Annotated in this window: 22 protein-coding genes and 2 pseudogenes; 1 reads left to right on the top strand and 23 read right to left on the bottom strand. The window is 60.3% G+C overall.

The window, feature by feature from the left end; all coding sequences use genetic code 11:
- Nucleotides 1–14: 14 nt before the first annotated feature.
- Nucleotides 15–272, top strand: coding sequence for a hypothetical protein (locus HYI44_RS16930; RefSeq protein WP_133076199.1), 258 nt, complete (start codon nt 15–17; stop codon nt 270–272).
- 43 nt (nt 273–315) lie between these two features.
- On the opposite strand, the gene HYI44_RS16935 is transcribed toward HYI44_RS16930, so the two are convergent.
- From HYI44_RS16935 to HYI44_RS17040, 23 genes and pseudogenes are all read right to left on the bottom strand, one after another.
- The gene (locus HYI44_RS16935; protein WP_225569986.1) at nt 316–2,283 is read right to left on the bottom strand and encodes a DNA topoisomerase III; all 1,968 of its coding nucleotides are present in this window, start codon (nt 2,281–2,283) and stop codon (nt 316–318) included.
- A gap of 231 nt (nt 2,284–2,514) precedes the next feature.
- Nucleotides 2,515–2,985: a single-stranded DNA-binding protein gene (locus HYI44_RS16940; RefSeq protein WP_225569987.1), complete on the bottom strand. Its 471-nt coding sequence runs from the start codon at nt 2,983–2,985 to the stop codon at nt 2,515–2,517.
- Entirely contained in the window at nt 2,982–3,500 is a 519-nt protein-coding gene (locus HYI44_RS16945; RefSeq protein ID WP_225569988.1) for a DUF3158 family protein, read from the bottom strand. Before HYI44_RS16945 ends, HYI44_RS16940 begins: the two co-directional genes overlap by 4 nt.
- The gene (locus tag HYI44_RS16950) at nt 3,497–4,252 is read right to left on the bottom strand and encodes a PFL_4669 family integrating conjugative element protein (RefSeq protein WP_225569989.1); all 756 of its coding nucleotides are present in this window, start codon (nt 4,250–4,252) and stop codon (nt 3,497–3,499) included. Before HYI44_RS16950 ends, HYI44_RS16945 begins: the two co-directional genes overlap by 4 nt.
- Before the next feature lie 218 nt (nt 4,253–4,470).
- Nucleotides 4,471–5,661 carry an STY4528 family pathogenicity island replication protein gene (locus tag HYI44_RS16955; protein WP_225569990.1) on the bottom strand — a complete coding sequence of 397 codons (1,191 nt, stop codon included), beginning with the start codon at nt 5,659–5,661 and terminating at the stop codon, nt 4,471–4,473.
- Nucleotides 5,658–6,206, bottom strand: coding sequence for a DUF2857 domain-containing protein (locus HYI44_RS16960; protein WP_225569991.1), 549 nt, complete (start codon nt 6,204–6,206; stop codon nt 5,658–5,660). The genes HYI44_RS16955 and HYI44_RS16960 overlap by 4 nt, the downstream gene beginning before the upstream one ends.
- Nucleotides 6,203–7,789, bottom strand: a complete 1,587-nt coding sequence (locus tag HYI44_RS16965; RefSeq protein ID WP_225569992.1) for a ParB family protein — start codon at nt 7,787–7,789, stop codon at nt 6,203–6,205. The genes HYI44_RS16960 and HYI44_RS16965 overlap by 4 nt, the downstream gene beginning before the upstream one ends.
- Before the next feature lie 14 nt (nt 7,790–7,803).
- Nucleotides 7,804–8,013, bottom strand: coding sequence for a hypothetical protein (locus HYI44_RS16970; RefSeq protein ID WP_225569993.1), 210 nt, complete (start codon nt 8,011–8,013; stop codon nt 7,804–7,806).
- Nucleotides 8,014–8,094: 81 nt separating this feature from the next.
- Complete coding sequence (locus tag HYI44_RS16975; RefSeq protein ID WP_225569994.1) at nt 8,095–8,937, bottom strand: ParA family protein; 843 nt, start codon at nt 8,935–8,937, stop codon at nt 8,095–8,097.
- A gap of 4 nt (nt 8,938–8,941) precedes the next feature.
- On the bottom strand, nt 8,942–9,172 hold the full coding sequence (locus tag HYI44_RS16980) for an AlpA family transcriptional regulator (RefSeq protein ID WP_225569995.1): 231 nt from the start codon (nt 9,170–9,172) through the stop codon (nt 8,942–8,944).
- A 115-nt stretch (nt 9,173–9,287) separates the two neighbouring features.
- On the bottom strand, nt 9,288–10,037 hold the full coding sequence (locus HYI44_RS16985) for a hypothetical protein (RefSeq protein WP_225569996.1): 750 nt from the start codon (nt 10,035–10,037) through the stop codon (nt 9,288–9,290).
- A gap of 258 nt (nt 10,038–10,295) precedes the next feature.
- A pseudogene (locus tag HYI44_RS16990) lies at nt 10,296–10,738 on the bottom strand (helix-turn-helix domain-containing protein); the annotation flags it as partial.
- 269 nt (nt 10,739–11,007) lie between these two features.
- Entirely contained in the window at nt 11,008–12,030 is a 1,023-nt protein-coding gene (locus tag HYI44_RS16995) for a patatin-like phospholipase family protein (RefSeq protein ID WP_225569997.1), read from the bottom strand.
- Nucleotides 12,027–14,756 (bottom strand): AAA family ATPase, encoded by a 2,730-nt coding sequence (locus tag HYI44_RS17000; protein WP_225569998.1) that lies wholly within the window; start codon nt 14,754–14,756, stop codon nt 12,027–12,029. Before HYI44_RS17000 ends, HYI44_RS16995 begins: the two co-directional genes overlap by 4 nt.
- A gap of 511 nt (nt 14,757–15,267) precedes the next feature.
- A complete protein-coding gene (locus HYI44_RS17005; protein WP_225569999.1) occupies nt 15,268–15,903 on the bottom strand; it encodes a TetR/AcrR family transcriptional regulator in 636 nt (211 codons plus the stop codon).
- A 31-nt stretch (nt 15,904–15,934) separates the two neighbouring features.
- Nucleotides 15,935–16,762, bottom strand: coding sequence for a methyl-accepting chemotaxis protein (locus HYI44_RS29640; protein ID WP_412548496.1), 828 nt, complete (start codon nt 16,760–16,762; stop codon nt 15,935–15,937).
- Between the two features lie 30 nt (nt 16,763–16,792).
- Nucleotides 16,793–17,563: pseudogene (locus HYI44_RS29645) on the bottom strand (cache domain-containing protein); the annotation flags it as partial.
- A gap of 65 nt (nt 17,564–17,628) precedes the next feature.
- Entirely contained in the window at nt 17,629–18,780 is a 1,152-nt protein-coding gene (locus HYI44_RS17015) for an acyl-CoA dehydrogenase family protein (protein ID WP_225570001.1), read from the bottom strand.
- Nucleotides 18,781–18,798: 18 nt separating this feature from the next.
- Nucleotides 18,799–19,887, bottom strand: coding sequence for an enoyl-CoA hydratase/isomerase family protein (locus HYI44_RS17020; protein WP_225570002.1), 1,089 nt, complete (start codon nt 19,885–19,887; stop codon nt 18,799–18,801).
- 2 nt (nt 19,888–19,889) lie between these two features.
- Complete coding sequence (gene mmsB, locus HYI44_RS17025) at nt 19,890–20,780, bottom strand: 3-hydroxyisobutyrate dehydrogenase (RefSeq protein ID WP_225570003.1); 891 nt, start codon at nt 20,778–20,780, stop codon at nt 19,890–19,892.
- A 25-nt stretch (nt 20,781–20,805) separates the two neighbouring features.
- Nucleotides 20,806–21,579: an enoyl-CoA hydratase gene (locus tag HYI44_RS17030; RefSeq protein WP_225570004.1), complete on the bottom strand. Its 774-nt coding sequence runs from the start codon at nt 21,577–21,579 to the stop codon at nt 20,806–20,808.
- 45 nt (nt 21,580–21,624) lie between these two features.
- Nucleotides 21,625–23,133 (bottom strand): CoA-acylating methylmalonate-semialdehyde dehydrogenase, encoded by a 1,509-nt coding sequence (locus tag HYI44_RS17035; protein ID WP_225570005.1) that lies wholly within the window; start codon nt 23,131–23,133, stop codon nt 21,625–21,627.
- Between the two features lie 101 nt (nt 23,134–23,234).
- Nucleotides 23,235–24,938: an AMP-binding protein gene (locus HYI44_RS17040; protein WP_225570006.1), complete on the bottom strand. Its 1,704-nt coding sequence runs from the start codon at nt 24,936–24,938 to the stop codon at nt 23,235–23,237.
- Nucleotides 24,939–25,174 lie beyond the last annotated feature (236 nt).

Raw genomic sequence — 25,174 nt, forward strand, 5'->3', positions numbered from 1 at the left:
AGGAACGGTTGAGCATGGAAGAGGAGAGCAAGAACGTCATGGATCTGATCTGGGATCGAACACTGGAGCTGTTCATCAGGATCCATGACTACCCTGAGAACCCCGAACACTTCGACAGCCTTGTTCATTGGCTCAACGAAAATCCTGCGCACCTGAAAGCGTTCAACGAACTCGGGCAGATATGGATTTCGACCGGTATCGCCTTGGCCCGTGAAATCGGACAACCGCTAAGCGACTTAGAGCGGGATCAGCCGCCGTTGATGATGCACTGACCAGTACTTCGTCCCCAATCTCATGTTGATCTCCAATGGTGCGTCAGGGGCGACGCGTACCTTTGCTGATCGTCACAGTACCCTTGCAGTCGGGGTAGTGGGAGCATGACCAGAACGGCCCTGATATACCCTTTCGTCTGAGCATTGAGGCATTGCAAATGGGGCAGGCCGGGCCGGCGTCGACCGGTACTGCCAAGCTGAGCGCTCCGCAGTGTGCGACCAACTGCACAATCCAGTTCGCCTGCTTGGCGACGAATGCATCCAGGGTCAGGCGTCCCGCTTCGATTTCCTCCAGGGCCTGTTCCCAGATCGCGGTCATGCCCGGATCGGCGATGGCCGCGGGTACCGCCTCAATCAGGGTATGGGCCGCTGCGGAGGCCATCAAGGCGCGTTTTTTCTTCAGCAAATAGCCGCGATCAATCAGGCCCTTGATGATGCCGGCGCGCGTGGCTTCGGTACCGATGCCGGTGGTGTCCCGAAGCTTCTGTTTCAGGCGTGGGTCGTTGACCAGCTTGGCCACGTTTTTCATCGCCTTGATCAGATCGCCCTCGGTCAACGGTTTGGGAGCGGCGGTGCGCATGGACTTGAGCTCGACATCGTCCACTGCGCACGGCGTGCCCTGTTGTAAGGCGGGCAATACCTGGGATTTTTGACTGGACTCATCCTCCTCGGTGTTGTCGTAGAGCAGGCCTTTCCAGCCCTGGACCAGGATCTGTTTGCCAACCGCGGTCAATCGTTCTTTGCCACACTCTAGTTCGACCTGGGTTCGATCAACCTCATGATGTGGCAGAAATTGCGCAAGGTAGTGGCTACGGATCAGTTCATAGACATTGCGCTCTTGCTCAGACATCCGCGCCAGGTTCGCCGGCTCGGTGGTGGGGATAATGGCGTGGTGCGCGGTGACCTTGGCATCGTTCCATGCTCGCGAGCGCAATGATCGATCGAGGCTTCCGAGTGCTGGGCGCAATGCGGGATCCGTTTTGAGCAGGGCATCGAATACCGCGGGTACCTCGTCGAACATACTCGCTGGCAAATAGCGGCAATCACTGCGCGGGTAGGTGGTGGCTTTGTGGGTTTCATACAGAGCCTGGGCGATGTTCAGGACTTCCTGAACGCCGAGCCCCAACTTGCGCGAGCAGATTTCCTGCAGTGTGCTCAGGTCGAAGGGCAGGGGCGGCGGTTCTCGAAAAAGCTCCGTCTGCAGCGAGAGTACTGTGGCAGCCTTACCATCAGAGATCGCTTGGACCGCCTGACGGGCAAGCGCCTGCTGCAGACAGCGACCGGCCTCATCACGTCCCGAGCTGGGTGGTTGCCACGACGCGATGAAGGGGTGCCCCATGGAGGACAGGTGCACCTCCACGTCCCAGTAGGGCACCGAGACGAAGCTGGCAATTGCGCGATCCCGATCGACCACCAGACGTAAGGTGGGTGTCTGGACGCGCCCCACTGACAACACGCCGTCGTAGCCTGCACGCCGACCGAGGAGGGTGAACAAGCGACTGAGGTTCATGCCGATCAGCCAGTCGGCGCGGCTACGGGCGAGGGCGGAGTGGTAGAGCGGAAAGGTCTCCTGCCCAGACTTCAGCGACGACAGTGCCTTGCGAATCGACGCCTCGTTGAGTGCGGACAACCAAAGGCGCTGAATGGGGCCTCGATACCGGCAGCGCTCCAGTAACTCGCGGGCAATCATTTCACCTTCGCGGTCGGCGTCGGTGGCGATAACGACGGTGGTGGCTTCGCTGAGCAGGCGCTTGATGATGTTGAATTGTGCCGCGGTCTTGGGTTTGACCTCGACCTGCCATTGCGCGGGAATGATCGGTAGCTGATCCAACGACCAGTTCATGTACTGAGCGCCATAGGCTTCAGGCGCTGCGGTCTCCAGCAGGTGGCCGATACACCAGGTGACGGTGGTCTCGGGTCCGATCAGGCAGCCACCGCTGCGCCGGGTGGCCCCGAGTACCCTGGCGATGTCCCGACCCTGGGAAGGTTTCTCGCAGAGGAAGAGGCGCATAGGACTGCTCCGGATTGAGTTCGGCGCAGCGTGGTCGGAAACAGCAGTGGCGAGATACGAGAAACCTGAATGGCAGGTTCCTCATATTAGTCGGTGAGGGCAGGCTTGAATGGTCCGAGGCCGCTAGCCGACAGTAGCGTGAGCAACAGGGTGGGTCGTCACGAGCAGCGAGGAATAACAGCCCAGCCAACTTCGCGCAAAGGCGCAATTTTTATGCCTAAAGTCAGTCAGTCAGTCCGACGGTGGTTGCCCTCTGCGCTTTTTGGGTTTCGATGCAGGTGAGCTGGCCTGCTCTGTATGTTGCCCGGCGGCTATAGCAGATGACGCCGGTTCACTGGGTCGTTCCCGCATGACCACGTTGTGCACGCGATGAGGCAGGATGCCGACTCGACGGGCCTCGATCTTGAAGGTGACCCGCGCATTGTCTTCGCTGTCCTCCCACTCATCGCGCACGGTGCGGCCTTCGACCAGCACGCGCATGCCTTTCTGATACAGCGTGCTCCAGTGTTCAGCCTCGCGGTGCCAGAGCTCAACCGGCGCCCAATAGCCGCCTCGATCTTCATAACTGCCTTCGCGTGGCACGGGGTTGTCGAAATACACGTTCAGCCGTAGCAAACGCCGTGGTTCGTCATTGCCTGATGGAAATTCCTGGAACTCTGGCGCGCTGCCGATGTTGCCTTCGCCGACGAAAAAAGTGCTCATCCTGATACCTCCACTGCGGTTGTGAACTGGCGCAGCAGCTGTTCGGCACTGGCCATTTTGATCGCGCAGGTCGTGGCCTGGCGGTAGAGCGAATGCACCACGCTCATCTGCAGGTTCAGTGCAATGCGCTCGCCTTCGAAACGGTGCAATTCCTCGCGTACGAGTTGCGGCAGGGCTTGGTTGCCGACTTGGCGTTCCCAGACCGCAACCCCCATACGGGCGAAGTCACGGCTGCGCCAACGCAAAAAGGTGCTGCCAGCGCTGGTGTTCTGCAGCACCAATCGAATATCCAAGTGTGAGTAAAGGGGCTGTCTGGCTTGCTGCACAACAGCCTCCATCAGATGACATAACTGCGCCTCGATTTCCCTCGCCACCTGCGCCAGGTGCTCCAACTCCCCCTTACCCTTAAAGGGCTTTAAAAGGCCTTTTAGGGAGGCGGCGTGTTCGAGCTGTCGATAGGCATCCGGTGTCAACGCTTCGGAGGACATTGGTTGAGCCGAAGTCAGGGGATTCATGCTTGGTCCTCCGGCACGTCCACCGTTGCAGGTGGTTCTCCTGCTTCCTCTGCCGACGCGTCAGCGTCATCCACTGCCACAGCGCCACGACGAATGATCGGTGGCGCGAACTGGGAGCGGCGATGCCCCTCAAGGATGTCCATGGGAGGCAAGCCCCATTTCTCAATGGCCGCCAGGGCACGGGCATTGTTCGCCGCCATGTCATCACGCGTGACGCCGGCATGCCGATAGCGTTGCGCTTGGCCGAACAGGCTGCGCAGCAGATGGGCACCGTCGTCGATCCAGGCTTCCATGTCCCTGCGACCGATCAAGGCGGTGTGATGGGCCAATAGGGTCCGGCGCACCAGGGTGTCGTAGTCGGTCAGCAAGTAGACCGCCAGAAAACCCAGCTGGCTGCCGATGTACAACGGCAAGGTGACGGGGTGGATGTTGAGGTTGTCGCCCATGTCGATCTGTGTCGGCAGGTCCTGCCTGATCCGATCCAGTTGTTGGGTCAGCTCCAGCATTCCAGCTTTAGCCTGCAGCAGTTTTTCTTCGAGTTGCACGATGGCCCAATCGGCATAGGGATCGTCCTGGGCCGCGGTTTGTTTGATCAGGTTGGTGACACTGATGTAGCCGGCCATGCCCATGATCGAGTGGACGCCTTCGCGTGCGGTCCGGCCTTGCCAGATACGGGCAGCGTGATGGGTGTGCAGGGTCAGGGTGATGCTGCTACGCAATGAGCCCAGGTTGAGTTGGTAGTGATCGGCCACGGTGTTGTCCTCGCATCGGCTTGGACGGGAACCTTGCGACAGGTGAGGGGCAAGGGCAGCCAAAAAGCTGAATGCAGTCTGTTCGGTTTGGTGTGAGAGGGTTCATTTTGGTGACGTTCACGAGTGAGGCCGGTGGCCGTACCGGTCGCACTGCGCAGGTTCGTCGCTTTGCGATCACATAATAGAACTCAGTAGATTTGATGCCACTGGCATCAAATCTACTGACGTCCGGGGCGTTTGCCGCGCAGTTGGCGCAGCTCATTCAGGCACGCTTGGGCGAGGGCGGAGGCGGGTTCGCCCTGTTGTCGGGACGGGCGTGACGGGTCTGTTGGGGACGGTTCTGCAATGGAGGAGGGCTTTGTCTGACCTGCCCAAGGATGAAAATCACCGTTCAGTGCGCGCTGGATCAGGCCCATCAGATAGGCCGCTGGCTTACGGATACCTCCTGCGGTACAGCGTGCACCCGCTTCGTTGAGCACCGCCTGACGATCCGCCGGTTTGAGTTTGTTCAGCGCCACGGCGACGGCCTGACGCTCGCTTGGACTCAGGTGCAGCGGCTCGGGCCAGTGCAGGTTATCCACCGCTGGAGTCGCGCGCGGTACAGTACAAATACTTTCTTTTAATACAGTACAGGCGGCGTTCGGATTCCGAACGGTGCCGGAAATATTGGCGTTCAAGCCCGGTTCGGAATCCGAACGAGGTCCCACACGATTCAGAACGCGGTGATCGTCACCCAGTTCGGAGTCGTGTAAGGCGTCCTCGGGTGCGAAATCCAGTCCTTGCTGCATCCAGTGTTCCCCCCAGCTCTCCAGTCGTGTCGGTAATCGACCTAAATCAATATCCGTGTCTTGGCGAATTTCTTCCAGCATGTGCTGGGCGACAATCCGCACCGCCTTGGTGGCATGGCTGAGGCAATGTCCCACCAGCTCGAGGTAATCCTGATCCAGCTCCATGGCTTCAGCGGGGGTTAACGGTTTATCATGCAGGACGTACAGAGAACCTTGCAGACGTCCGCTGAGCTGGTCGCGTCCGCGACTCACCAAGCTGAGCCAGCGCGTGAGCCTGAGCATGGTCAAGACGCGAGCGATGGTTTCACGGGAGGCAGACGTGCCATAGGGCACGCTTGATAGGTAAGGCTGTAAATCCTCATAGCGCGGCGTGACCACGCCCTGGCCTTGCAGCATGAGTCTAAACACTTGCCAGGCATTACGCTCCAACGGCGTCAGCCGACTATCCAACAGCAGCCGACGTGGCACGACTTCGTGTGATTGGCCACTGAACAGAAAGCCAGCCTGCAGAGCCTGGTTGGAAGGTTGTTCGGTGGTAGGGCGTGCGGGCCAGCGTTCACTCAGCTGCTGGGTGCATTGCTGCAGGACTCGCTGCCAGCGGCTGGAAGGGGCAGTGTTCATGTTTCGGAGCTGTACTGGTCAATCTGCTGCCAGACGATGGTCAAGCTGATCTGTTGCTCCTCCGCCAGCATCATCATGGCATCGAGTTGATCCTCGGTACCGTCCTGCGTGCGTAGTTGGCACCATCGCTGCCAGAGCGCATGTTCCTGCGCTTCGCTCAGATGTTGAGGGCGGCCCTTTCGGGTTTCTATCTTGAGCAGACGTCGGCGCAGAGCGGTTTCCGAATGCGCCAAGCCGAAGCACTGATACATGATGGTGCTGCTGGCACCGAGCTTTAGCGCCCGGTTGATCAGTCGCTCGTTCTGTTCGTCGCGTTCGGATTGCTCGATCAACCGATGCAGAACCGGCGAGTCAATCTTGACCTCAACCCAGGGAACGGTGGCATGGGCCAGGCGCGACAGCGTGGTGGGCGGTAAGGATTGCAACAGGTAGATGTCGTCTTCACCCAGTCCGAGGGCTTTGCAGCGTTGCAGATTACCCAGGCGCAGCTCATGCAGCACCTGGGTCAGCATGGCCTGGTTGAGCATATGGAAGGACAGGTTCATGGCAGCTCCTTCGGTGAATCATCTTCAGGGGTAAGCGTTAGGTCGATCAGGCGACGGGCCAGACGGATCAGGCGATACAGCTTGATTAACAAACTGTCGGGCAGTCGCTCCAGTCCTACATCCACGGCGGGACGATCTGTCAGTGGGAGTTGATAGATCCCCAGCAACAGCTGGCCAAACAGGGCTGAGGGCAGTTGCTGGCGATCCTCCCAGTTCACATCGTCTTGAGCGCGCAATAGGGCCAGAAGCAGCAGATGAACGCCGGTCGAGCGAGGTGTCGCAAGATCTACCCGCTCCATATCTAGAGCAAAACCCAATCCATGCTGCTGATCGATGATGCTCTCGGGATGTCCGGCATAGGCCGCCATTTCCCGCGCCAGTCCGGCAATGGCTAAACGCAGCTGTTCGGGGGTATCCAGTGCGGGTGCAATGGTCCAAATATCATCGGTTGAGGAGCCTTCGAAGGTTGGTGTTGCCTCGGTGGAAATCTCGCGATCGATCTGTTCGCGAATCTGTTGAACGCGTGATGGAGGGTTGACTGCTGGGGTGCCATTCGTTTCGGGCGGTGTGAGCAGCTCCTCTCGCGTTGTTTCGGTCTGGGTTCTGGTGTCAGTTGATTGGGGACGGGACTCGGAGGCAGGAGGTCCGGCCGCGGCTTCATCAACGCTCGGCAGATGGCTGTTCTCCGAAGGCGTGGTGACGACAACGCCAGGCGTCGAGATGACCCGTTGGGTGTCGCTCAGCTCCAGGGCCAATATTCGGTAGGACTGTCCGAGCAAATGGCTCATGCGCTCGAGCAGTTCATCCTGGATCTGCTCAAGATCGAAGGATTCGGGATCGGCATCGAAGTCGCCCAGGGTCTCGAGCCAAAATTCGGCGAACGCAACAGTGGCGGTTGGATAACGGTTCCAGGTTCGTTCGGCCTGGCTACGCAGACCGATCAGGCGTTCGACCTGGGGCTTGCCCAATCCGGCATACAGGGTTTGTGGAATGGCGGGCAGTAAGTGTTCGAGGGTGTCCAGCATCCGGCTGATATGTGACTGCGAAATGGGATAGCCACCAGCGGCAAGACGTCGAGCCAGCTCCCGTTGCGAGAGCACAGCGCCAGCTGGTTCGAGCATGGTTTTGAGTTTGGCCACCGCCAGAGCACGTTCGATGAAGGTGAGTTGGCCGTGCAGATCGCTTTCGGCCAGGTGGCCGAGAAGGGCGGTAAGTTCATTGCTCCAAGGTCGGAACAGGCAATGAATGCGGAAGAAGCGCTCGTCGCGGGTTTCCTGCCACAGCTCGCCGAGAATCGCCAAGCGCGTATTACCGCCGTTGCGGATGATGAAATAGGTTTCACCCGGGCGGCGGGTAATCGGCGGTGGTTGATCCAGCCCGCGTTCCCGGATCGAGGCCTTGATATCGTCATAAATCGAATTACGGATAAAACGCGGGTTGTGTTCGTAGGGCCGCAACTGCTCCAGAGTGACCAACATAGGCGTATCAGTGAGTGGATCGGACAGCCGCTCCACTTTTTGACCTGGAGGGAAGTGGTCCTGGTGCAGCTTGTCGGTTATTTCCTCCTGACTGAGCTTCTTCATTTGAACAGCCTCAGTTAACGCCGGTTGCGCAAATGGTCACCGACCTCGAACTTGACGATTTCGGCAGTCCCCGAACCTTCGAAATGTTGGGACAGTTCTGCGAGGAGCCAACCCATGGCCGAGCGTCCACCCTGCAGACGAAAGACCACGGTGCAGTACTCCTCGCAAGGTGGATGACGTGATCGAATGGATGGCTGAACGATGATGGGAAGTTGATCCAGCATCAAAAGACTCCTTGCCAAACGTTGTTGGCAGCAAGGTTGATAAAAATGACTTGGTGAGAAGTGCCGGCTTGGTGATTCGTCTCATTGAACCTCCACGCACCTGCTCACTGTAGAGATCGCTTCGCGCCACTCCGGAAACAGTTCGATGGCCAGTGCTTGCATGGTTTCCAGCGCCGATGGCGAGCGTCGTTTACGTGACCGGCGCGTCTCGATTCGGTGGACCGGTAGGCCAAGGGAGGCGGCATTGAGATATGCCACTCGGTCTGGAACTACGGTGTCTAGAACCAAGATGTTGGTAGCCCCAGCGAAGGTCTCCCGCAGACCGCAGATAATCATCCGCGTGTCCATCCGAATGGCGTTCACCTGGTTCAGTAGCAATCGCAAGGGGGGTGGTGGAATGCCCAGGTGGCGGAACGGTTCGAGTTCGCTGAGCAGCTTCAAGGTGCCGCGGCGCAGTTCGCGGGCGGCGAGCATTTCCGGCGTGATGGGAGAAAGGGCGAGATCGGAGGCCAGGATGGCCATCTCCAGCAGCACGCTACGTGCGCCTTGGGTGTCGATCAACAGCAGGTCATAACTGGAACGGAAATGGTCGAGCAAATTGCGCAGCCGTAATCGTCCTTCAGGGGCATGCAGCAGCAAAGTGCTCAGTCGGCCTTGGTCGTCGTTGGAGAGGATCAGGTCGAGACCGACGACCTCCGTCGTGGAAATTATCTGCGCGGGATCGGTCTGGTTGAGCGCAATAAGTTCGTACGCACCGGCGATGGCCTCGTGGTTCAAGGTGTAATAGCTGGAGAGGGTGGGTTGGCTATCCAGATCGAGCAGCAGGACGCGTAGGCCAGCATCCGCCAGCAGACCGCCGAGATTGGCGGCTACAGTGGTTTTACCTACCCCACCTTTGGTGGAAATCACCGACACCACGCGCATGGCATCAGGCCTGCTGACCTAAGCGTTCAACGACCCACCGATCGATCTCCAGCGAGTCCCAGCCGACCGCGCGCAGTCCAATACGTTTGGCTTGAGGGAATTTACCTTCCTTCATCAGGTTGTAGATGTGTGCACGCTTGAAGCCAGTTTTCCGCTCCACTTCGTCACGCCGCATGATGTGACGTTCGACCTGCAGTTGAGGTGTTTCAACGATGGGGGAGGATTGGCTGGACATGATGGTCACTCCTAGCGCCGCCTGGCGCGTGGTGGGAAGTGACCTGAAGTGAATAGCAGAAAAGCGAGGGAGTCATTGCACTGCAATCGAGTGCATTGCAGTGCAATGATTTGGCTCAAGTGGTTTTTTTGAGAGTGCGATTGGCTGCCGCGAACTTTTTATCCAGCGTTCGTTTGCTGAGACCGGGAATGTCATTGTGGCGCGCGGTCAAAGCATCGACGATTGCGGCTTGGCTCTTGAACACGGAAAGAGGTTTACCTGCGGGCGACACGTCTAAGACGGTGTTGACCAAGGCACCGATGATCTGCAGGTAGGTGTGTTCACTACGATCGCTGAGCTGTCCCTGCGTTTTTACCAGCGTTTTAAGGCTTTCCTGCTCAAGTCCCAGTGCCTGAAGGTCAGCTTCGACATCTTGGAGCTGACGTTGCAGAGCATCGCGCTCTCGCAGGAGGGCATCACGCTCGGCTTGGAGTGCAAAGTAAACACCCAGGCTGATTTTGTCTCGAGGGTCGTCGTTCGACTCGAACAGGAAGTCGGGCCGCTGATCGGGGTAGTAGACCTGCATCCAATGGCGCAGATCAGAGTGTCGTACCGTCAACTGACTGAGCTCTACGGGGGTGCCCAGGGGCACCGAAATACCGAAGCAGCCATACGGTAATTCGCCATTGCGAACGGCGTCATAAATTTTGTCGATGTTCGCCTGTAGGCACGGCCATTGAGGAAACAGGATCCTGAGCTTTTCCGGGCAAGACCAAGCTGCTTGCACGATCTGCGCTTCGTAACGAATGAGATTGCACCAGCGCAATGCGGCGTCGATAGGCCGATAGAAGACTTTAGCCTGCGGGTTGAAGTTGTTTGAAGACATGTGCGAACGGACCTCCATTCCTTATGGATCGGCCTCCCGCGAAACATCTCTACATCGCCTACCTGCTGGAAAACTGCTGGCAGTGGCTGTTTTAATCGGATTTTTTACTCGATGAGGTCATTCCATTTACCAGCATCTGAAGAAGTTACATTTGCTTTGTTGATGGCTTCGTCCCAGGCAGGTGGGGGGGATCGCTAATTGGATCCAATGTGAAGACCATCATTTTCAGGGCGGGTTCAAACCGTCAGTCGTGAACTAGTGGAGATCGTTGTTGATTTTGAAAGTCTTCAGGCGATGGGGTTTGAGGTCGGAAGCGGCCCAGACCTGCCGAACTGACACGTGGTGACCCGCGCATACTTGGCCATCAAACGAACGCTCCAGTGAGTGGCTTCCCGGGGGACACGCCGGGTGGTCAGTGTCAGGATTTCGTTGATTTTTTTGGGCCCAAGTTTGAGTGGTTGGCCGCTACGCGGCAGATCGCTCAACCCTTCGATTCCGCCTCAAAATAATATTTTCGCCATTTGAATACCGTCGACGGCGTGACCTGTAACTGCTAGCTGACGACCTTGGGCGTCAATCCATCAGCCAGTAGAAACAGGATGGGCGCTCGCTGGGGGAGGCTCTGCTCCAGCGCGCAACCAACTTTGCAGGGCGAAGAGATCAGAAGGCGTTAAAGCAAAGGGGGAAGTCGGTCGGGTTATGCGCATAACCAATCCATGACATTGGACGCACAGTATATCGTTACCTGTAGATAAATTAATTAATCGCTCAGACCGCTGCACGCCAGCCGGACGCTCAGGACACTAGATGGTTTGATAGGGGCAGTTAGAGTGCCCCCGCCTTCGCGGCTGCGGGGGCCTACGTGCTACCCAGGATTCGTTCGGAAATGTGTATCATCGTCCGGCAAGCGTCGCCAGCACTACGCGCCAGTCAAAAACGCCAGCCACCTTTTCCCGTGTCATGGTAGCGTTCAAAGAAACTCCTTTCGGATGTCAATACTCGACCGTTCGCCAATATTCCGGTAGTTCTCCGTCAGCCACGCCTCGACCTCGCGTCGTCCGCTGTCGCGCAGTCCGCAAAGGAAGTCCCAACCCGCGTTGTACTTGCTGGACACGCTGAGCGCGCACATCGCCTCGTCGGATCGAATGGAGTGAATCAGCATCTCCTTCATCTCGTCGCGATCGAGCTTGCCTTGCTGGATAAGGTCGGTGACAAAGGCGATGGTGCGCATCTCACGCATCAGCGACGAGTTGAAGCTGATTTCATTGATGCGATTGAGGATGTCGGCAGCGGTAATGGGCACGCCCGGGCGGACAAGTGGGTTGATGTGGACGATCACCACATCGCGCGTGTTGCAGTGGTAGATCAACGGGAAAATGGCCGGGTTGCCCATATAGCCGCCATCCCAGTAGTGCTGGCCGTCGATCGCAATCGCCTGGAACAATGTCGGCACACAGGCCGAAGCAAGCACCGCTTCGACGCAGACGTCCTCGCCCGAGAAGATGCGGATCTTCCCCGTCTCGACATTGGTCGCGCACAGATAGAGGTGGAGCGGGCATTGCTTTCGCAAGGCGGCGAAATCGACTTGGCTCTCCAGCACCCCCCGCAGCGGATTCAAGTTGTCGCGATTGAACTGATAAGGCGAGAAGAGACGAAGCGCCATGTCCGCGAACGCATACATGGGCGAATGGTCCAGCCCAAAGCTGTGGGTCCCTTTCAGCCATGGCATCCAGCGCAACGGGTTATGACGCTCGGCGGACTGTGCCACGGCGTACCAGAAATCGTGCAGCGCCTGGCGTGCGCCGGCCTCGTCACCCTGCAGCATGCCGTAGGCCAGCACGACGGCATTCATCGCGCCGGCACTGGTTGCGCTCACCCCTTCAATGGCAAGCCTGCCGTCCTCGAGCAACCGATCGAGCACGCCCCAGGTGAACGCACCGTGCATCCCGCCGCCCTGCAAGGCCAGAGCGACCGACTTACGCTCATGCGTCATCGACCGTTCACCCCCTCGTTTGGCGCCCATGTATCGAGCAGCGCCTTGGCTTGTAGCAAATCAACGCTGTCGAAGCCTTCGGTGAAGAAACTATAGATGTCAGCCAACATCTGCCTGGCCGCCTCTTTGTCTCCTGCCTCCCATAGCTGAGCAAGGCTCACTGTGGCTCGCAGTTCGAGCGACTTTGCCCCTTGTTGTCGAGCGACCGAGATCGCCTTTTCAAAGCATGCTTGCGCTTGCTGCTGCACGGAAGAATCCTGGCTGTCTTCGCCCGGACATTGGAGGCTAAGCGTTCCCTTGAGCCGGTACAGTTCTGCTTCGTAAAAGTGCTCGCCTGTTCTGTCCACCATAGCCAGAGCGTCGGTCACAACAGCCAATCCTGCCTGCGGTTGCCCGGCGTGCCCGTGAGCTGCGGCCAGCAGGGCCAGAAAATAAGAGCATCCAAGCTCTGCTCCGGCGGCCTGGTAAGTGGCGATACCCTGGGTTATCTGAGCGATTCCCTCGTCAATGTTCCCCTGCTCGGCACGAGCCCAACCCTGGAGAATAGTCCCCCACGCCAAATAAAACGGAAACCCTTGTTCGAGTGAAAGCTTGATGGCGGCATCAGCACACTCCTCAGCGAGTCGTACGTCGTGCCGAAACTGTCCCAGTATCGCCGTAGCAGACAGGGTGAAGGCCAGGCTGATCGGGTGGGAAATCTTCTTGGTCAGAGCAAGGGCCTCCCGGCTGCGCATGCTTGCCTGATCGGGGAAACCCAAGTACCAAAGGCTCCAGGCGGAAAATGTCAGGGCGTAGCCCGGATCCATGCCGTACGTAATGGCATGTGTGCGCTGACGGTCCGGGTTGTAGAGGACACGTGCCCGCTCGTGGTGTTCAAGGGCATTGCGCAGATCACCCTGGAAAAACAAGGTCGCCCCGAGTGTGCCATGGGCTTCCAGGAGCAAGTCCGAATCCTGCGCAGTTTGCGCAACACTGAGCAGTCGCTCACCCAGTTCGCATGCAGTCGAGTATTGCGCACGCAATGAATAGTAAGTCCGTAGCCCCAGTAGCGCAGGGAAAAGCGCCGAGTCGTCGCCTACTTGCGCGCATAGCGCCAGTGCACGGGTGTAGGTGGCCGCTACCTCGGGCGCAGCATAGCCTCGCACGGCCATCAAGGCCGGTCCCAGGCAGAGCAGCAACGTCAGTTCCTGATGAGCACGCGCGGGCGTGTCGGGCAAATGCTCAAGCAATTCCAGCGCCGCGCCGAGATGACGCATCGCATCGAGATGGGCGGAATGCTGGAGGGCCTGTTGCCCGGTACGCTGGAGGAACTCCACGGCCTTCGGGACATTGCCGCTCAGCCTGTAGTGGTGCGCCAATTCGCTGCAGTAATCCTCGATGCGGGTGGGGAAAAGTGCCTCGATGGCTTGCGCCGTGCGTTCGTGCAGTGCGCTACGCCGCTCCGTGAGTAGCGAGTGGCCCGCGACTTCCTGGGTCAGCGCATGCTTGAATGAATACTCCACCTCCGGAAATGCCGGCCGCTGGTAAATGAACTCCGCGGCCTCCAGTCGGGCCAGCAGATCGCGCAAATCGTCGTCCATCCGAGCGCCCCGTCCCTCATAGATGCGCTGGATCAGACTGAACACAAACTCCTTGCCGATGACGGCGAGCGTCTGCAGCAATTCCTTCTGCGCAACGGGGAGCCGGTCGATACGGGCGGCGAGCACACCCTGCACGGTGGTGGGAATATGCAGCGCAGCCGGAGTTTGCTCGATTCGGTAACGGCCGGGTTCGCCGAGCAGCGATTTCTCCTCGACCAGCGTTTGCACCACTTCCTCCATGAAGAAAGGGTTGCCCTCCGTCTTCTCCAGGATGAGCTGTTTGAGGGGGACGAGGGTGGGATCGTCCCCCAGCAGGGCCGCGAGCAGTCCCTGGGCTTCGGCCGGGCCCAGCGGTTCGAGCCGCAGCTGGCTGCAATGACCCGCGCGCGTCCACGCAAGCTGATATTCGGGCCGGAAGTTCACCAGGAGCAGGATCGGAGCACTCGCCACGCGGTCGATGAGGCACGTGAGGAATGCTTCGGTCTCGCGGTCCAGCCATTGCAGGTCCTCGAACAGCAGCTCGATCGGCTGATCGCGACTCTCGCGTGCCAGAAGTTGCGTAATCGCGTCAAAGATGCGATCGCGCCGGATCTGCGGATCCATTTCCGCGAGCGCCGAACTGCGTTCGCCAATACCCAGCAGATAGAGCAGATAGGGCACGAGATCCTCAAAGCTGCGCTCGAGTGTCAGGGTCTTGCCCATGACCTTTTCCCGGCACCGCCGCTCGTCGTCCAGGGCAGTGATCTGAAAATAGCTTTTCAGCAGCTCGATGAGCGGAAAATAAGCAAAGGCCTTGCCGTGGGACACCGAGAACGTCTCCAGCACCAGACAGCCGCTGCGCGAGCGTTCCTTGAACTCATGGAACAGCCGCGACTTACCGACCCCGGCCTCGCCTGCCACTGCGACAACCTGCCCGTGGCCCGCTTTGGCCTGATCGAGCGCCTGATGCAGGTGGTCCAGTTCGACCTGGCGGCCGACGAACCTGGCCAGCCCGCGATGTGCCGCCAGTTGCAGGCGCGTGCGCAGCGCGCCGAGACCCTGCACCTCGTACACGACGAGCGGCTCGGGAATGCCTTTGACCTGGGTGGCCCCCAGAGCCTTGAACTCGAAATAGCCCTCCGCCAGTTTGTAGGTGGACTCGCTCACCAGGATTGACGATGGCGCGGCGGATGCATCGCATCACCAATTGTTTTCGCAATCATATCGCGAAGGAACGAAAGCCTTGTTGGACACCCTACTGGGTGTTGCCCAAGAACCAGGCTCGGGGAGTAGTACCCGGGAGCAAGTTTTAGTTCACTTCGCTGCAATGCTGGGGGCGGGCCTCCTATGTCGGACAACCGGAGCTGAGCAGTGGGTGCAGGAGATCCAAACCGCTTTGCTGGACCAATTGGGCTGATGACAGCTTATGTTCGTATTGCCGCCTTACGCCCGCCGGAAGTCCGGGAGATCTGAAACCAATTTTGCTGTCGTCCTTGAAGCAGCCAGGTTGAGGACGCCATGATCACCATATGGCGAGACGGATTTCGATCCGACCGACTTCTAACGCCAGCCAGATCAGGCCCCAATTGGCCGCCGTGGTGCAGAACCTGCGGCTGTTGGCCAAATTTTCACCTTAAGAGCCACTTGTCACGGGATAGGTGCCTACACGGCCAGAGGCCTAAGTTGCCCGCAACGCACCCTGAAGAGCACTCATCACCATGTCATGCAGCAACTTGCGGCGTGCTCCCTTGCTTGCCTGGGGCTCCGCAACCCAGGCCGGCAGTTGGTTTAGCAGGGAAACGATGCTGCTCAAGGTGGCGCGTCGGGTGGCGTTGGCCGGTTTGCCGGTGAGCTGCTCTATCGTTTCCACCAGGTGCTCCTCGTAGCGTCGGCGCAGGCTCAGGATCGAGGCATGCTGTTCGCTGCTCAGGCAATGGAGGTCGTATTCCGCCAGACGGAAATGCGCCCCCATTCGCTCGTGCAGCAGCAGATGAGCGTCAAGCAGGCCTTGCAGTCGTATAGCGGGGGTAGATTTGCGACGATTTACCAGGTTGGCGCCATGAAGCAACTGTTCGTAGAGTTCCTCGATCAGTTCGAACAGCAGTGCCTCCTTGCTTTCGATGTGGTTGTAAATGGAGCCAGCCTTGATCCCCAGATAAGTGGCCAGGTCGCGCATGCTTACCCGGCTGAAACCACACTTCGCGAACAGCTCAAGAGCCTTCTGGCGGGTTTCCAGGTAGCGCGAGTCGATGGCCACCGGCAACAGGGTATTCGATTTGGCGCAACGCGACGTGAATGGCTGGGTGTGGGTCATGAAATCAGACCTCCATCGTTGCTCATCCACCTCATACGCGAAACTGCCCCAATAGCCGATTGAGCTGGCCCGCCAATTGTCCCAAATGCTGGCTGGCCTCGTTGGACCGGTCTGCTGCCTGGGCATTCTCGTAGGCCAGCGAAGCTGCGCGGGTGACATTCTGGTTGATGTCCTCGACCACGTGGGACTGCTCCAGAGTGGCACTGGCGATCGAGGCATTCAACTCGGTGAGGTTGCGTAGCGCGCTGGTGATCTGGTGCAGGCTTTCACCGGTTTGGCGTGCCTGTTCCACGGTTTGTTGAGCAGCTTCGCTGCTGGCATTGATGACATTCACCGCCGCCTCCGAATTGCCCTGCAGGCGCTCGATCATGCCCTGGATCTGCGCGGTGGACTGCTGGGTGCGCTGGGCCAGCAGGCGTACTTCGTCTGCCACCACGGCGAAGCCGCGACCTTGCTCGCCAGCGCGCGCCGCCTCAATGGCGGCGTTCAGCGCCAGCAGGTTGGTCTGTTCGGCGATCGCACGAATCACTTCCAGCACACTGCCGATCTGGGTGCTTTCCTGGGCCAGGTTCTGGATCACAGCGACGGCCTGGCCGATGGTCTCGGACAACTGGTTGATTTGGCGCAGGCTGCTATCGATGTTGTGCTGGCCCTGGCGTGCCTGCTCATCGGCCTGGCGTACTTCGTTGGCGGCGTGTTCGGCGTTCTTCGCCACTTCCTGCACGGCGTAGGACACCTCGTGAATGGCGGCGGCCACCAGTTCCATCTGCTGTGACTGCTGCTGACTGTGGCGCTGGCTGTCGCTGGCAATCTCACCGAGCGATTGCGAGGCCTTGTCCAGCCTGCCAGCGGTATGCATAGACTGGCCGATCACCGCGCGCAGTTTGCTGGTGAACGCGTTGAAGTGGCCGCTCAGAGCAGTCAGCTCGTCGCGCCAGCGGTTATCCAGATTGCGGGTCAAGTCAGCTTCGCCACCGGCGATGTTCTCCATGGCATCGACCACCTGCGCCAGCGGCGAGGCGATGCTGCGGGCAATCAGCAGGATCAGCGCGCTGAGCAGCAGGGCGATCGTCAAAAGTATGACGAAGGCCTGTATCAGTTGGCGGCGGAACTCGACTTGCACGTCGTCGATGTAAATGCCTGAGCCGACTATCCAGCCCCAAGGCTTGAACAATTCGACGTAGGACACCTTCTCCACCGGCGCATCGGTTCCCGGTTTGGGCCAGCGGTAATGCACCAGCCCCGCGCCATCGCGTTTGGCCACGGCGACCATTTCGTCGAACAACGCCTTGCCGTCAGGATCGCGTGTACCAGCCATGCGCTTACCTTCGAGTTTGGCATTGGGGTGCATGACCATGCGTGTGTCGAGATCTTCGAGCCAGAAGTAATCCTCGTGTTCGTAGCGCAAATCGCGCATCACTGCGATGGCCTGTTGCTGCGCCTGCTCACGACTCAGGCCTTGGCCTTCCAGGCTTTGGAAGTGGCGCAGGATGCCGCTGGCGGTCTCGACCACGTGGCGGGTTTTTAGCGCCTTGGCTGCATACAGGTCGTCATGGCTCTGCTTGAGCATCAGGCCGGCGAGCACTATCAGCATCAGGATGGATGCCAGCAAGATCAGCCACAGACGGCGGCTAATGGAAATATTGCGCAAGCCGAACATCGGTAACTCCGCGAGAGGGAATACAGTGAAGTCCGGACGCGGCAGGCGCGTCCGGCTGGAGGGGGTCAGAGCGCGTAGTGACTCAGTTCGCGGGCGATCACTAAGCGCTGGACCTCGCTGGAGCCTTCGTAGATCTGAGTGATACGCGCGTCGCGATAGTAACGCTCCACCGGGTAATCCTCCAGGTAGCCGTAGCCGCCATGGATCTGCATCGCGCTGGAGCAAACGCGCTCGGCCATTTCCGAGGCGAACAGCTTGGCCTGCGAGGCTTCGGACAGGCACGGTTGCCCGGCGCTTTTCAGGCGTGCGGCATGCAACACCAGCAGTCGGGTAGCATTGAGCCGGGTGTGCATATCGGCGAGCAAGTTGGACACGCTCTGGTGTTCGATAATTGGTTTGCCGAATTGGATGCGTTCGCGGGCATACCCCAGCGCGGCCTCGAAGGCGGCGCGAGCGATACCCAGGGCTTGGGCGGCGATGCCGATGCGACCGCCCTCGAGGTTGGACAGGGCAATGGCCAGGCCTTTGCCGCGTTCACCCAGCAGGTTGGCTTCGGGAATGGTGCAGTTGTTCAAGGTCACCGCGCAGGTATCGGAGGCCTTAATACCCATCTTGTGTTCGCGTCGGTCGACCACGAATCCGGAGTTGTCAGTGGGGACCAGGAAGGCCGACAGCCCTTTCTTACCCAGTTCCGCATCAGTGACGGCGAAGACGATGGCCAGCTTGGCCCGCTCCCCGTTGCTGACGAACTGCTTGGCACCGTTGAGAATCCACTGGCCGTCGCGCAGTTCGGCACGGGTGCGCAGGTTGTGCGCCTCGGAGCCGGCCTGTGGTTCGGTCAGACAGAAACAGCCGATCGCTTGACCACTGACCAGCAGCGGCAGCCAGCTGTCTTGCTGGGCGGGGGTGCCGTATTTGAGTAGCGGGCCGCAGCCCACTGAGTTGTGGATGCTCATCAGCGCGCCGAGGGCACCGTCGCCGGCCGAGATTTCTTCCACGGCCAGAGCGTAGGCCACATAGTCGGTATAACTGCCGCCCCAGGTGTCCGGTACGATCATGCCTAGCAGGCCCAGCTCGCCCATCTGCGTCACCACCGCGTCATCGATCCAGCCAGCCTTCTCCCAGGCTTGGGCATGCGGCGCGACTTCGCTGCGGGCGAAGTCGCGCGCCATGTCGCGGATCATGCGTTGCTCTTCGGTCAATTCGATATCGTGCATTGTAAAGTCTCCTGTCGATCAGGCGGTGCGTACGGGCTTGCCGGAGGCGCGTTCAAAGTCGTTGAAAAAGGCTTGCACCCGGGCAGGAACCAGCTCTGCCAAGGTTGGTGGGTTCCAGCAAGGGCGCTTGTCCTTGTCGATGATCAGGGCGCGCACGCCCTCCATCAGGTCGCCCTTGTCGAACCACTGGTAGTCGAGGTGCAACTCCAGGGCGAAGCACTCGGCCAGGTTCAGGTAACGACCACGACGCAACAACTCAAGCGTCGCAGCCATCGCCAGCGGCGAGCGGCTGTCGAGTAGCTTCACTGTCTGTTCGGCCCAGTCTTGCAGCTCGGGGCGTTGTTCGCGCTGCAGCGCGGCGCGAATGGCCGGGACATCGGACAAGGCGAAATATTCGTCGATTGCCTGGCGACAGGCCTTGAGCTCGGACCCGGCCAGACGCTCGGTGGCCATGTCGGAGAGCAGCTCCTGCAAGTCTTCGGCGGGTGCAGCGGTCCAGATCAAGTGGTCGATTCTGGCATCCAGTTCGGCCAGCCGTTCGCTGGGCAGGTAGTAGTCGGCAAGGTTCGCATAGAGGGCATCGGCGGCACGCACCTGACAGCCGGTGAGACCCAGATAGGTGCCTAGTTCACCTGGCAAACGCGGCAGGAAATAGCTGCCACCGACATCAGGGAAAAAACCGATGCCGACTTCCGGCATGCCCATCCGCGTGCGCTCGGTGATCACCCGTAGCGAGGCGGCCTGGGCTAGGCCCATGCCGCCGCCGAGGACGAAACCATCCAGCAGTGCCAGCACGGGTTTGGTGTAGCCGTGCAGGTACTCGTCGAGGGCGTACTCCTCCTCGAGGAACAGCTCATGCTGGTTGTCGCCGGCCTTGTAGCTGTCGTACAGCATGCGAATGTCGCCGCCGGCGCAGAAGGCCTTTTCACCGGCTCCGCGAATGGTCACGGCGACGATCTCCGGGTCCTGCTCCCAAGCCCACAGGTGCCGGCAAAGCAGACGCACCATGGGCAGGTCCAGGGTGTTCAACGCGCTTGGCCGATTCAGTGTCAGGTGGCCGATGCGGTTACGCACGCTGGCCAGTACTGGGGCTTGCTGCTCGCTCATGCTCAGGCTTCCCCGCGGAACAGTTTGATGATGGCGGAGAAGTCCAGACCGCCATTACCTTGCAGGCTGAAGGTCTGGTACAGCTGCTGGGCGGCAGCACCGAGCACCACCGGCTGACGCGCATGCTTGGCTGCTTCGGTGGCCAGGCCGAGGTCCTTGAGCATCAGGTCGGTACCAAAGCCGCCACTGTAACCACGCGAGGCCGGAGCGTTTTCCAGCACACCCGGGAACGGATTGTTGATCTCCGAGCTCCAGCAGCGACCGGTGGAGGTACCGATGACACCGGCCAGCACCTTGGCGTCCATGCCCAGGGCCACACCCAGGGCCATGGCTTCGGCGACGCCGACCATGGAGATGCCGAGCAGCATGTTGTTGGCGATCTTGGCCACCTGGCCGTTGCCCGCTGCACCGCAGTGGACGATGTTCTTGCCCATGGCGGAGAGGATCGGCAGGGCCTGGTCGAACACACTGTCCGGGCCGCCGACCATAAAGGTCAGGGTGCCTGCCGCCGCGCCGCCGGTGCCGCCGGATACTGGCGCGTCGAGCATCGGGTTGCCCTGGGCAAGGGCGTACTTGGCCACCTCGCGGGTGCTCAGCGGGTCGATCGTCGAACTGTCGATCAACAGCACGCCCTGGCCAATATTGGCCAACAGGCCGTCCTTGCCGCGATAGACCTGCTTCACATGGTCGGCGGTCGGCAACATGGTGATGATCACCTCAACCTTGGCTTTGGCCACGGCGGCGGGCGAGTCAGCGGCGCTGGCACCGGCCTCCACCAGGGCGGCGACCGCCTGCGGGAAAGGATCGAAGACGGTCAGGCTGTGGCCAGCCTTGAGCAGGTTGCGGGCCATTGGGCCGCCCATGTTGCCGAGGCCGAGAAATCCGATATGCATGATGACTACCTTTTGTGAGTGGGGATCAGCGGTGCAGGAAATTCGGCACGCGCTTTTCGACGAAGGCTTGCATGCCTTCCTTTTGGTCGTGGCCGGCAAACAGCGAATGGAACAGCCGGCGCTCGAAACGTATGCCTTCACTGAGGCTGATTTCTTCGGCGCGATTGACGCATTCCTTGATCATCATGGCCGCCGGCAGCGACTTGCCGGCAATGCCGCGGGCGACTTCCAGGGTCCGTTCCAGCAACTCCGCGACGGGGAAAACACGGGCCACCAGGTTGGCGCGCTCAGCTTCCTCGGCGCCGAGTTGGCGGCCGGTCAGGCACATCTCCATGGCCTTGGACTTGCCAACGGCGCGGCTCAGGCGCTGGGTGCCACCGATCCCGGGGATCACTCCCAGGTTCAGCTCCGGCAGACCGAAGCGGGCGTTATCGGCGGCGTAGATGAAGTCGCACATCAGCGCCAACTCGCAGCCGCCACCCAAGGCATAGCCGGCTACTGCGGCAATCATTGGCTTGCGCCGGGCGCCGATGCGGTCGGCGGCGGCGAAGAAATCGTCCAGGTAGATCTGCGGATAACCCAGCGCGGCCATCTCTTTGATGTCAGCGCCGGCGGCAAAGGCCTTGGTCGATCCGGTGATGACCATGCAGCCGACTTCGGGGTCGGCCTCCAGGCGGTGCAGAGCCAGGTTCAGCTCGGCGATCAACTGACTGTTCAGCGCGTTGAGCGCCTGCGGCCGGTTGAGCGTAATCAGGCCGACGCGCTGTTGCACATCAACCAGTAATGTCTGGTATTCCATCGTTCAGCTCCTGGCCGGCCGACGCTGGGCGCCGGCCGGCAGAGATCATTTCAGGGTGATGGTGGTGTTCACCGAGCCGCCGGTGTCATCCTCGTCGAACCAGCGCTGGGTGACCGTCTTGGTCTGGGTGTAGAAGGTCACCACTTGCTTGCCGTAAGGGCCCAGATCACCGAGCTTGGAGGCGCGCGAACCGGAGAAGGAGAACAGCGGAACCGGTACCGGGATCGGCACGTTGATACCCACCTGGCCGACGTCGATTTCTTCCTGGAAGTGACGGGCCGCAGCGCCGGAGCGGGTGAACAGGGCGGTACCGTTGCCATTCGGGTTGGCGTTGATGATCTCGATTGCCTCGCTCAGGCTGGCGGCATGCATGACGCACAGCACCGGGCCGAAGATTTCTTCGCGGTACACGGACATTTGTGCAGTGACGCCGGAGAAGATGGTCGGGCCGACGAAGTTGCCGTCCTGGTAGCCCGGCACGCTCGGGTTGCGTCCATCCAGTTCGAGCTTGGCGCCTTCTTCGATGCCGCTGGCGATCAGGCTGTTGACGCGATCCAGAGCCGCGCAGGAGATCACCGGGCCGATGTCGGTGCCAGGTTCGGTGCCGCCATTGATCTTGAGGGTCTTGGTCCGCTCGATCAGGTCCGGCAACCAGGTCTGCGCTTCACCCACCAGGATGACCACCGGCAGGGCCATGCAGCGCTGACCGGCGGCGCCGAAGGAGGCTCCCAGCAGGTTGTTCAACGTCTGCTGCTTGTTGGCATCGGGCAGGACGATGGCGTGGTTCTTCGCGCCCATCATGCACTGTGCACGCTTGCCGTTCTGCGTAGCGCGGTTGTAGACATGGGTGCCGACCTTGGTCGAACCAACGAAGGACACGGCTTTGATGTCCGGGTGGTCGCAGATCAGGTTTACCGCGTCGACGCCGCCGTGGATGACATTGAGCACGCCCTTGGGTACACCGGCCTCCAGGGCCAGTTCGACCAGGCGCATGGTCACCAGCGGGTCTTGCTCGGACGGCTTGAGGATGAAGGTGTTGCCGGTGGCGATGGCCATCGGGAACATCCACAGCGGGATCATCGCCGGGAAGTTGAACGGGGTGATGCCGGCGCACACGCCCAGCGGCTGCATCAAGGTATAGGTGTCGACGCCATTGGCGACGTTGTTGGCCAACTCGCCCATCTGCAGGTTGCCGATGGAGGTGGCGTGCTCGACCACCTCCAGGCCGCGGAACACATCACCTTCGGCATCCGGCAGGGTTTTGCCTTGTTCCGCGGTGAGCAGAGCGGCCAGTTCCTTGATGTTCTCGCGGATCAGTTGCTGGTATTTGAAGAAGATCCGGGAGCGGGCACCGATCGGAGTCTTGCGCCAGGTCTTGAAGGCTTCCTTGGCGCTGGCCACGGCGGCGTCCATTTCCTCGGCGGTGGCGAAGGGCACGCGAGCCAGGACTTCCTGGGTGGCCGGGTTGACCACATCGCGCCACTGGGTGCTGCGCGATTCGACGAATTCGCCGTTGATGAGGAGCTTGACGGTTGGAATGCTGGAAGAGGTCATTTTCAGTTCTGCCTACTTTCTTTGGGTCGAGTGAGGCCGCTCGGCCTGGTTGGCCGAGCGGTCGGATTTGAATTCAGAATGGCCGGCGTACCGGCCCGGGTTCAGCCCTTGAGCTGTGGGAAGTCTTCTTCGAAGTACTCTTGAGAGCCGCGTGTATCACTCTGCCGGCGCTGCACTTCCATTTGCCGCAGTTCCACCCGGCGAATCTTCCCGGAGATGGTCTTGGGCAGCTCACTGACAAATTCGATACGTCGCACCCGCTTGTAGGGCGCCAGGTGCTCGCGGGCGAAGGCGAGGATGTCGGCGGCGAGTTCGTAGCTGCCCGATGCGTCATGGGCCAGGATCAGATAGGCCTTGGGCACTGCCAGGCGCACCGGATCAGGGCTCGGCACCACGGCCACTTCCATCACCGCCGGGTGCTCGATCAGCGCGCTTTCCAGTTCGAAGGGGCTGATGCGGTAGTCGGAAGCTTTGAACACGTCGTCGGCACGGCCGACGAAGGTGATGTAGCCCTCTTCGTCGATCTGTGCGGTATCGCCGGTGCGGTAGTAACCGTCGCGCATCACTTCGGCGGTTTTTTCCGGGCTGTCCTCGTAGCACAACATCAGACCGAGGGGTCGCACGTCCAGCGGCAGGGCTACTTCACCCTCATTGCCGGGTACGCCATCGGGGTCAAGCATGGTCACTCGGTAGCCCGGCAGCGGACGGCCCATGGAGCCGGGTTTGAGCAGTTGGCCGGGTGTGTTGCCGACCAGGGCGGTGGTTTCCGACTGGCCGAAGCCGTCACGCAGCGGCAAGTCCCAGGCATGCAGGATCTGCTCGATGATCTCCGGGTTCAGCGGCTCACCGGCGCCCACCAATTCACGCAGGTTCAAGCGCTCCTTGTAACTGGCCAGGTCTTCCTGGATCAGCATGCGCCAGACGGTGGGTGGGGCGCACAGGCTGGTGACGCCGTAGCGCTCCAGCGCGCCGAGCAGAGCCGTGGCGCTGAAGCGCGCGACATTGTGGATGAAGATGCAGGCGCCGGCGTTCCACGGTGCGAAGAGGCAGCTCCACGCATGCTTGGCCCAACCCGGTGACGAGATGTTCAAGTGCAGGTCACCCGGCTGCAGGCCGATCCAGTACATGGTCGACAGGTGGCCGACCGGGTAGCTCTGGTGGCTGTGCAGCACCATCTTCGGCTTGGAGGTGGTGCCGGAGGTGAAGTACAGCAGCATCGGGTCAGTGGCCAGGGTGAGGCCCTCGACTTCGAACTGCTCTGAATATTCGCTGGCGGCGCTGTGCGGGGTCCAGCCGGCGGGGGACGGACCGACGCAGATGCGACTGCAGCCGTCACCCAGGCCGACGAACTTGTCGACATGGGCGCTGCCGACCACCAGGTGACGAACCTGGCCGCGCTCGATGCGGTCGCCCAGGTCATCGGGGGTCAACAGGGCGGTGGCGGGAATGACCACGGCACCGAGTTTGAAGGCGGCCAGCATGGTTTCCCACAGGGCGACGTCGTTGCCGAGCATCAGCAGGATGCGCTCGCCGCGGCGCACGCCAAGGGCACGCAAGTGGTTGGCCACCTGGTTGGAGCGCGAGGCCAGCTGCTCGAAGCTGTAGCGCTGTTCGCTGCCGTCTTCTTCGACTATCCACAAGGCGTTGGCGTGATTGCCCTGCGCCATAGCATCGAAGTAATCCAGCGCCCAGTTAAACTCGCTCAGTTGCGGCCAGCGGAAGTCACGCACCGCCGTGGCGTAATCGGTACGGTGGGAAAGCAGGAAGTCGCGAGCGGCGAGAAAGGGTTGGCTGTTGGTGTTCATTGTTCTCTCCATCATTCAAGGTGTCGATCGGCACGGGTAGCGAGTACGAAGCAGTCACGCGGCGAGAGTGGCATCGCTGTGCGCCGCGGGGCGTACGGGATAGGTGCGCAGACCTGATGATGGAGAAGCGGCCAGCAAGAATGGTTTCACGGTGGATTCCCTTGTTTATTTTTGTCGGGACTGACCTGGTTCACGACCAGATTTGAATCGAGTATAGGCATGCATAAAACAAATAT

The sequence above is a fragment of the Pseudomonas sp. Y24-6 genome (assembly GCF_020295325.1).
Taxonomy (GTDB): Bacteria; Pseudomonadota; Gammaproteobacteria; order Pseudomonadales; family Pseudomonadaceae; genus Aquipseudomonas; species Aquipseudomonas gregormendelii.

Coding starts and splice junctions, on each gene's coding strand:
- HYI44_RS16945 (WP_225569988.1), bottom strand. CDS start 3,500: ATGAATCCCCTGACTTCGGCTCAACCAATGTCCTCCGAAGCGTTGACA.
- HYI44_RS16935 (WP_225569986.1), bottom strand. CDS start 2,283: ATGCGCCTCTTCCTCTGCGAGAAACCTTCCCAGGGTCGGGACATCGCC.
- HYI44_RS16995 (WP_225569997.1), bottom strand. CDS start 12,030: ATGACGCATGAGCGTAAGTCGGTCGCTCTGGCCTTGCAGGGCGGCGGG.
- HYI44_RS17035 (WP_225570005.1), bottom strand. CDS start 23,133: ATGACCTCTTCCAGCATTCCAACCGTCAAGCTCCTCATCAACGGCGAA.
- HYI44_RS16930 (WP_133076199.1), top strand. CDS start 15: ATGGAAGAGGAGAGCAAGAACGTCATGGATCTGATCTGGGATCGAACA.
- HYI44_RS17030 (WP_225570004.1), bottom strand. CDS start 21,579: ATGGAATACCAGACATTACTGGTTGATGTGCAACAGCGCGTCGGCCTG.
- HYI44_RS16970 (WP_225569993.1), bottom strand. CDS start 8,013: ATGCTGGATCAACTTCCCATCATCGTTCAGCCATCCATTCGATCACGT.
- HYI44_RS16955 (WP_225569990.1), bottom strand. CDS start 5,661: ATGAACACTGCCCCTTCCAGCCGCTGGCAGCGAGTCCTGCAGCAATGC.
- HYI44_RS16960 (WP_225569991.1), bottom strand. CDS start 6,206: ATGAACCTGTCCTTCCATATGCTCAACCAGGCCATGCTGACCCAGGTG.
- HYI44_RS29640 (WP_412548496.1), bottom strand. CDS start 16,762: ATGCATACCGCTGGCAGGCTGGACAAGGCCTCGCAATCGCTCGGTGAG.
- HYI44_RS16980 (WP_225569995.1), bottom strand. CDS start 9,172: ATGTCCAGCCAATCCTCCCCCATCGTTGAAACACCTCAACTGCAGGTC.
- HYI44_RS17020 (WP_225570002.1), bottom strand. CDS start 19,887: ATGAGCGAGCAGCAAGCCCCAGTACTGGCCAGCGTGCGTAACCGCATC.
- HYI44_RS16940 (WP_225569987.1), bottom strand. CDS start 2,985: ATGAGCACTTTTTTCGTCGGCGAAGGCAACATCGGCAGCGCGCCAGAG.
- HYI44_RS16985 (WP_225569996.1), bottom strand. CDS start 10,037: ATGTCTTCAAACAACTTCAACCCGCAGGCTAAAGTCTTCTATCGGCCT.
- mmsB (WP_225570003.1), bottom strand. CDS start 20,780: ATGCATATCGGATTTCTCGGCCTCGGCAACATGGGCGGCCCAATGGCC.
- HYI44_RS16975 (WP_225569994.1), bottom strand. CDS start 8,937: ATGCGCGTGGTGTCGGTGATTTCCACCAAAGGTGGGGTAGGTAAAACC.
- HYI44_RS17005 (WP_225569999.1), bottom strand. CDS start 15,903: ATGACCCACACCCAGCCATTCACGTCGCGTTGCGCCAAATCGAATACC.
- HYI44_RS17040 (WP_225570006.1), bottom strand. CDS start 24,938: ATGAACACCAACAGCCAACCCTTTCTCGCCGCTCGCGACTTCCTGCTT.
- HYI44_RS17015 (WP_225570001.1), bottom strand. CDS start 18,780: ATGCACGATATCGAATTGACCGAAGAGCAACGCATGATCCGCGACATG.
- HYI44_RS16965 (WP_225569992.1), bottom strand. CDS start 7,789: ATGAAGAAGCTCAGTCAGGAGGAAATAACCGACAAGCTGCACCAGGAC.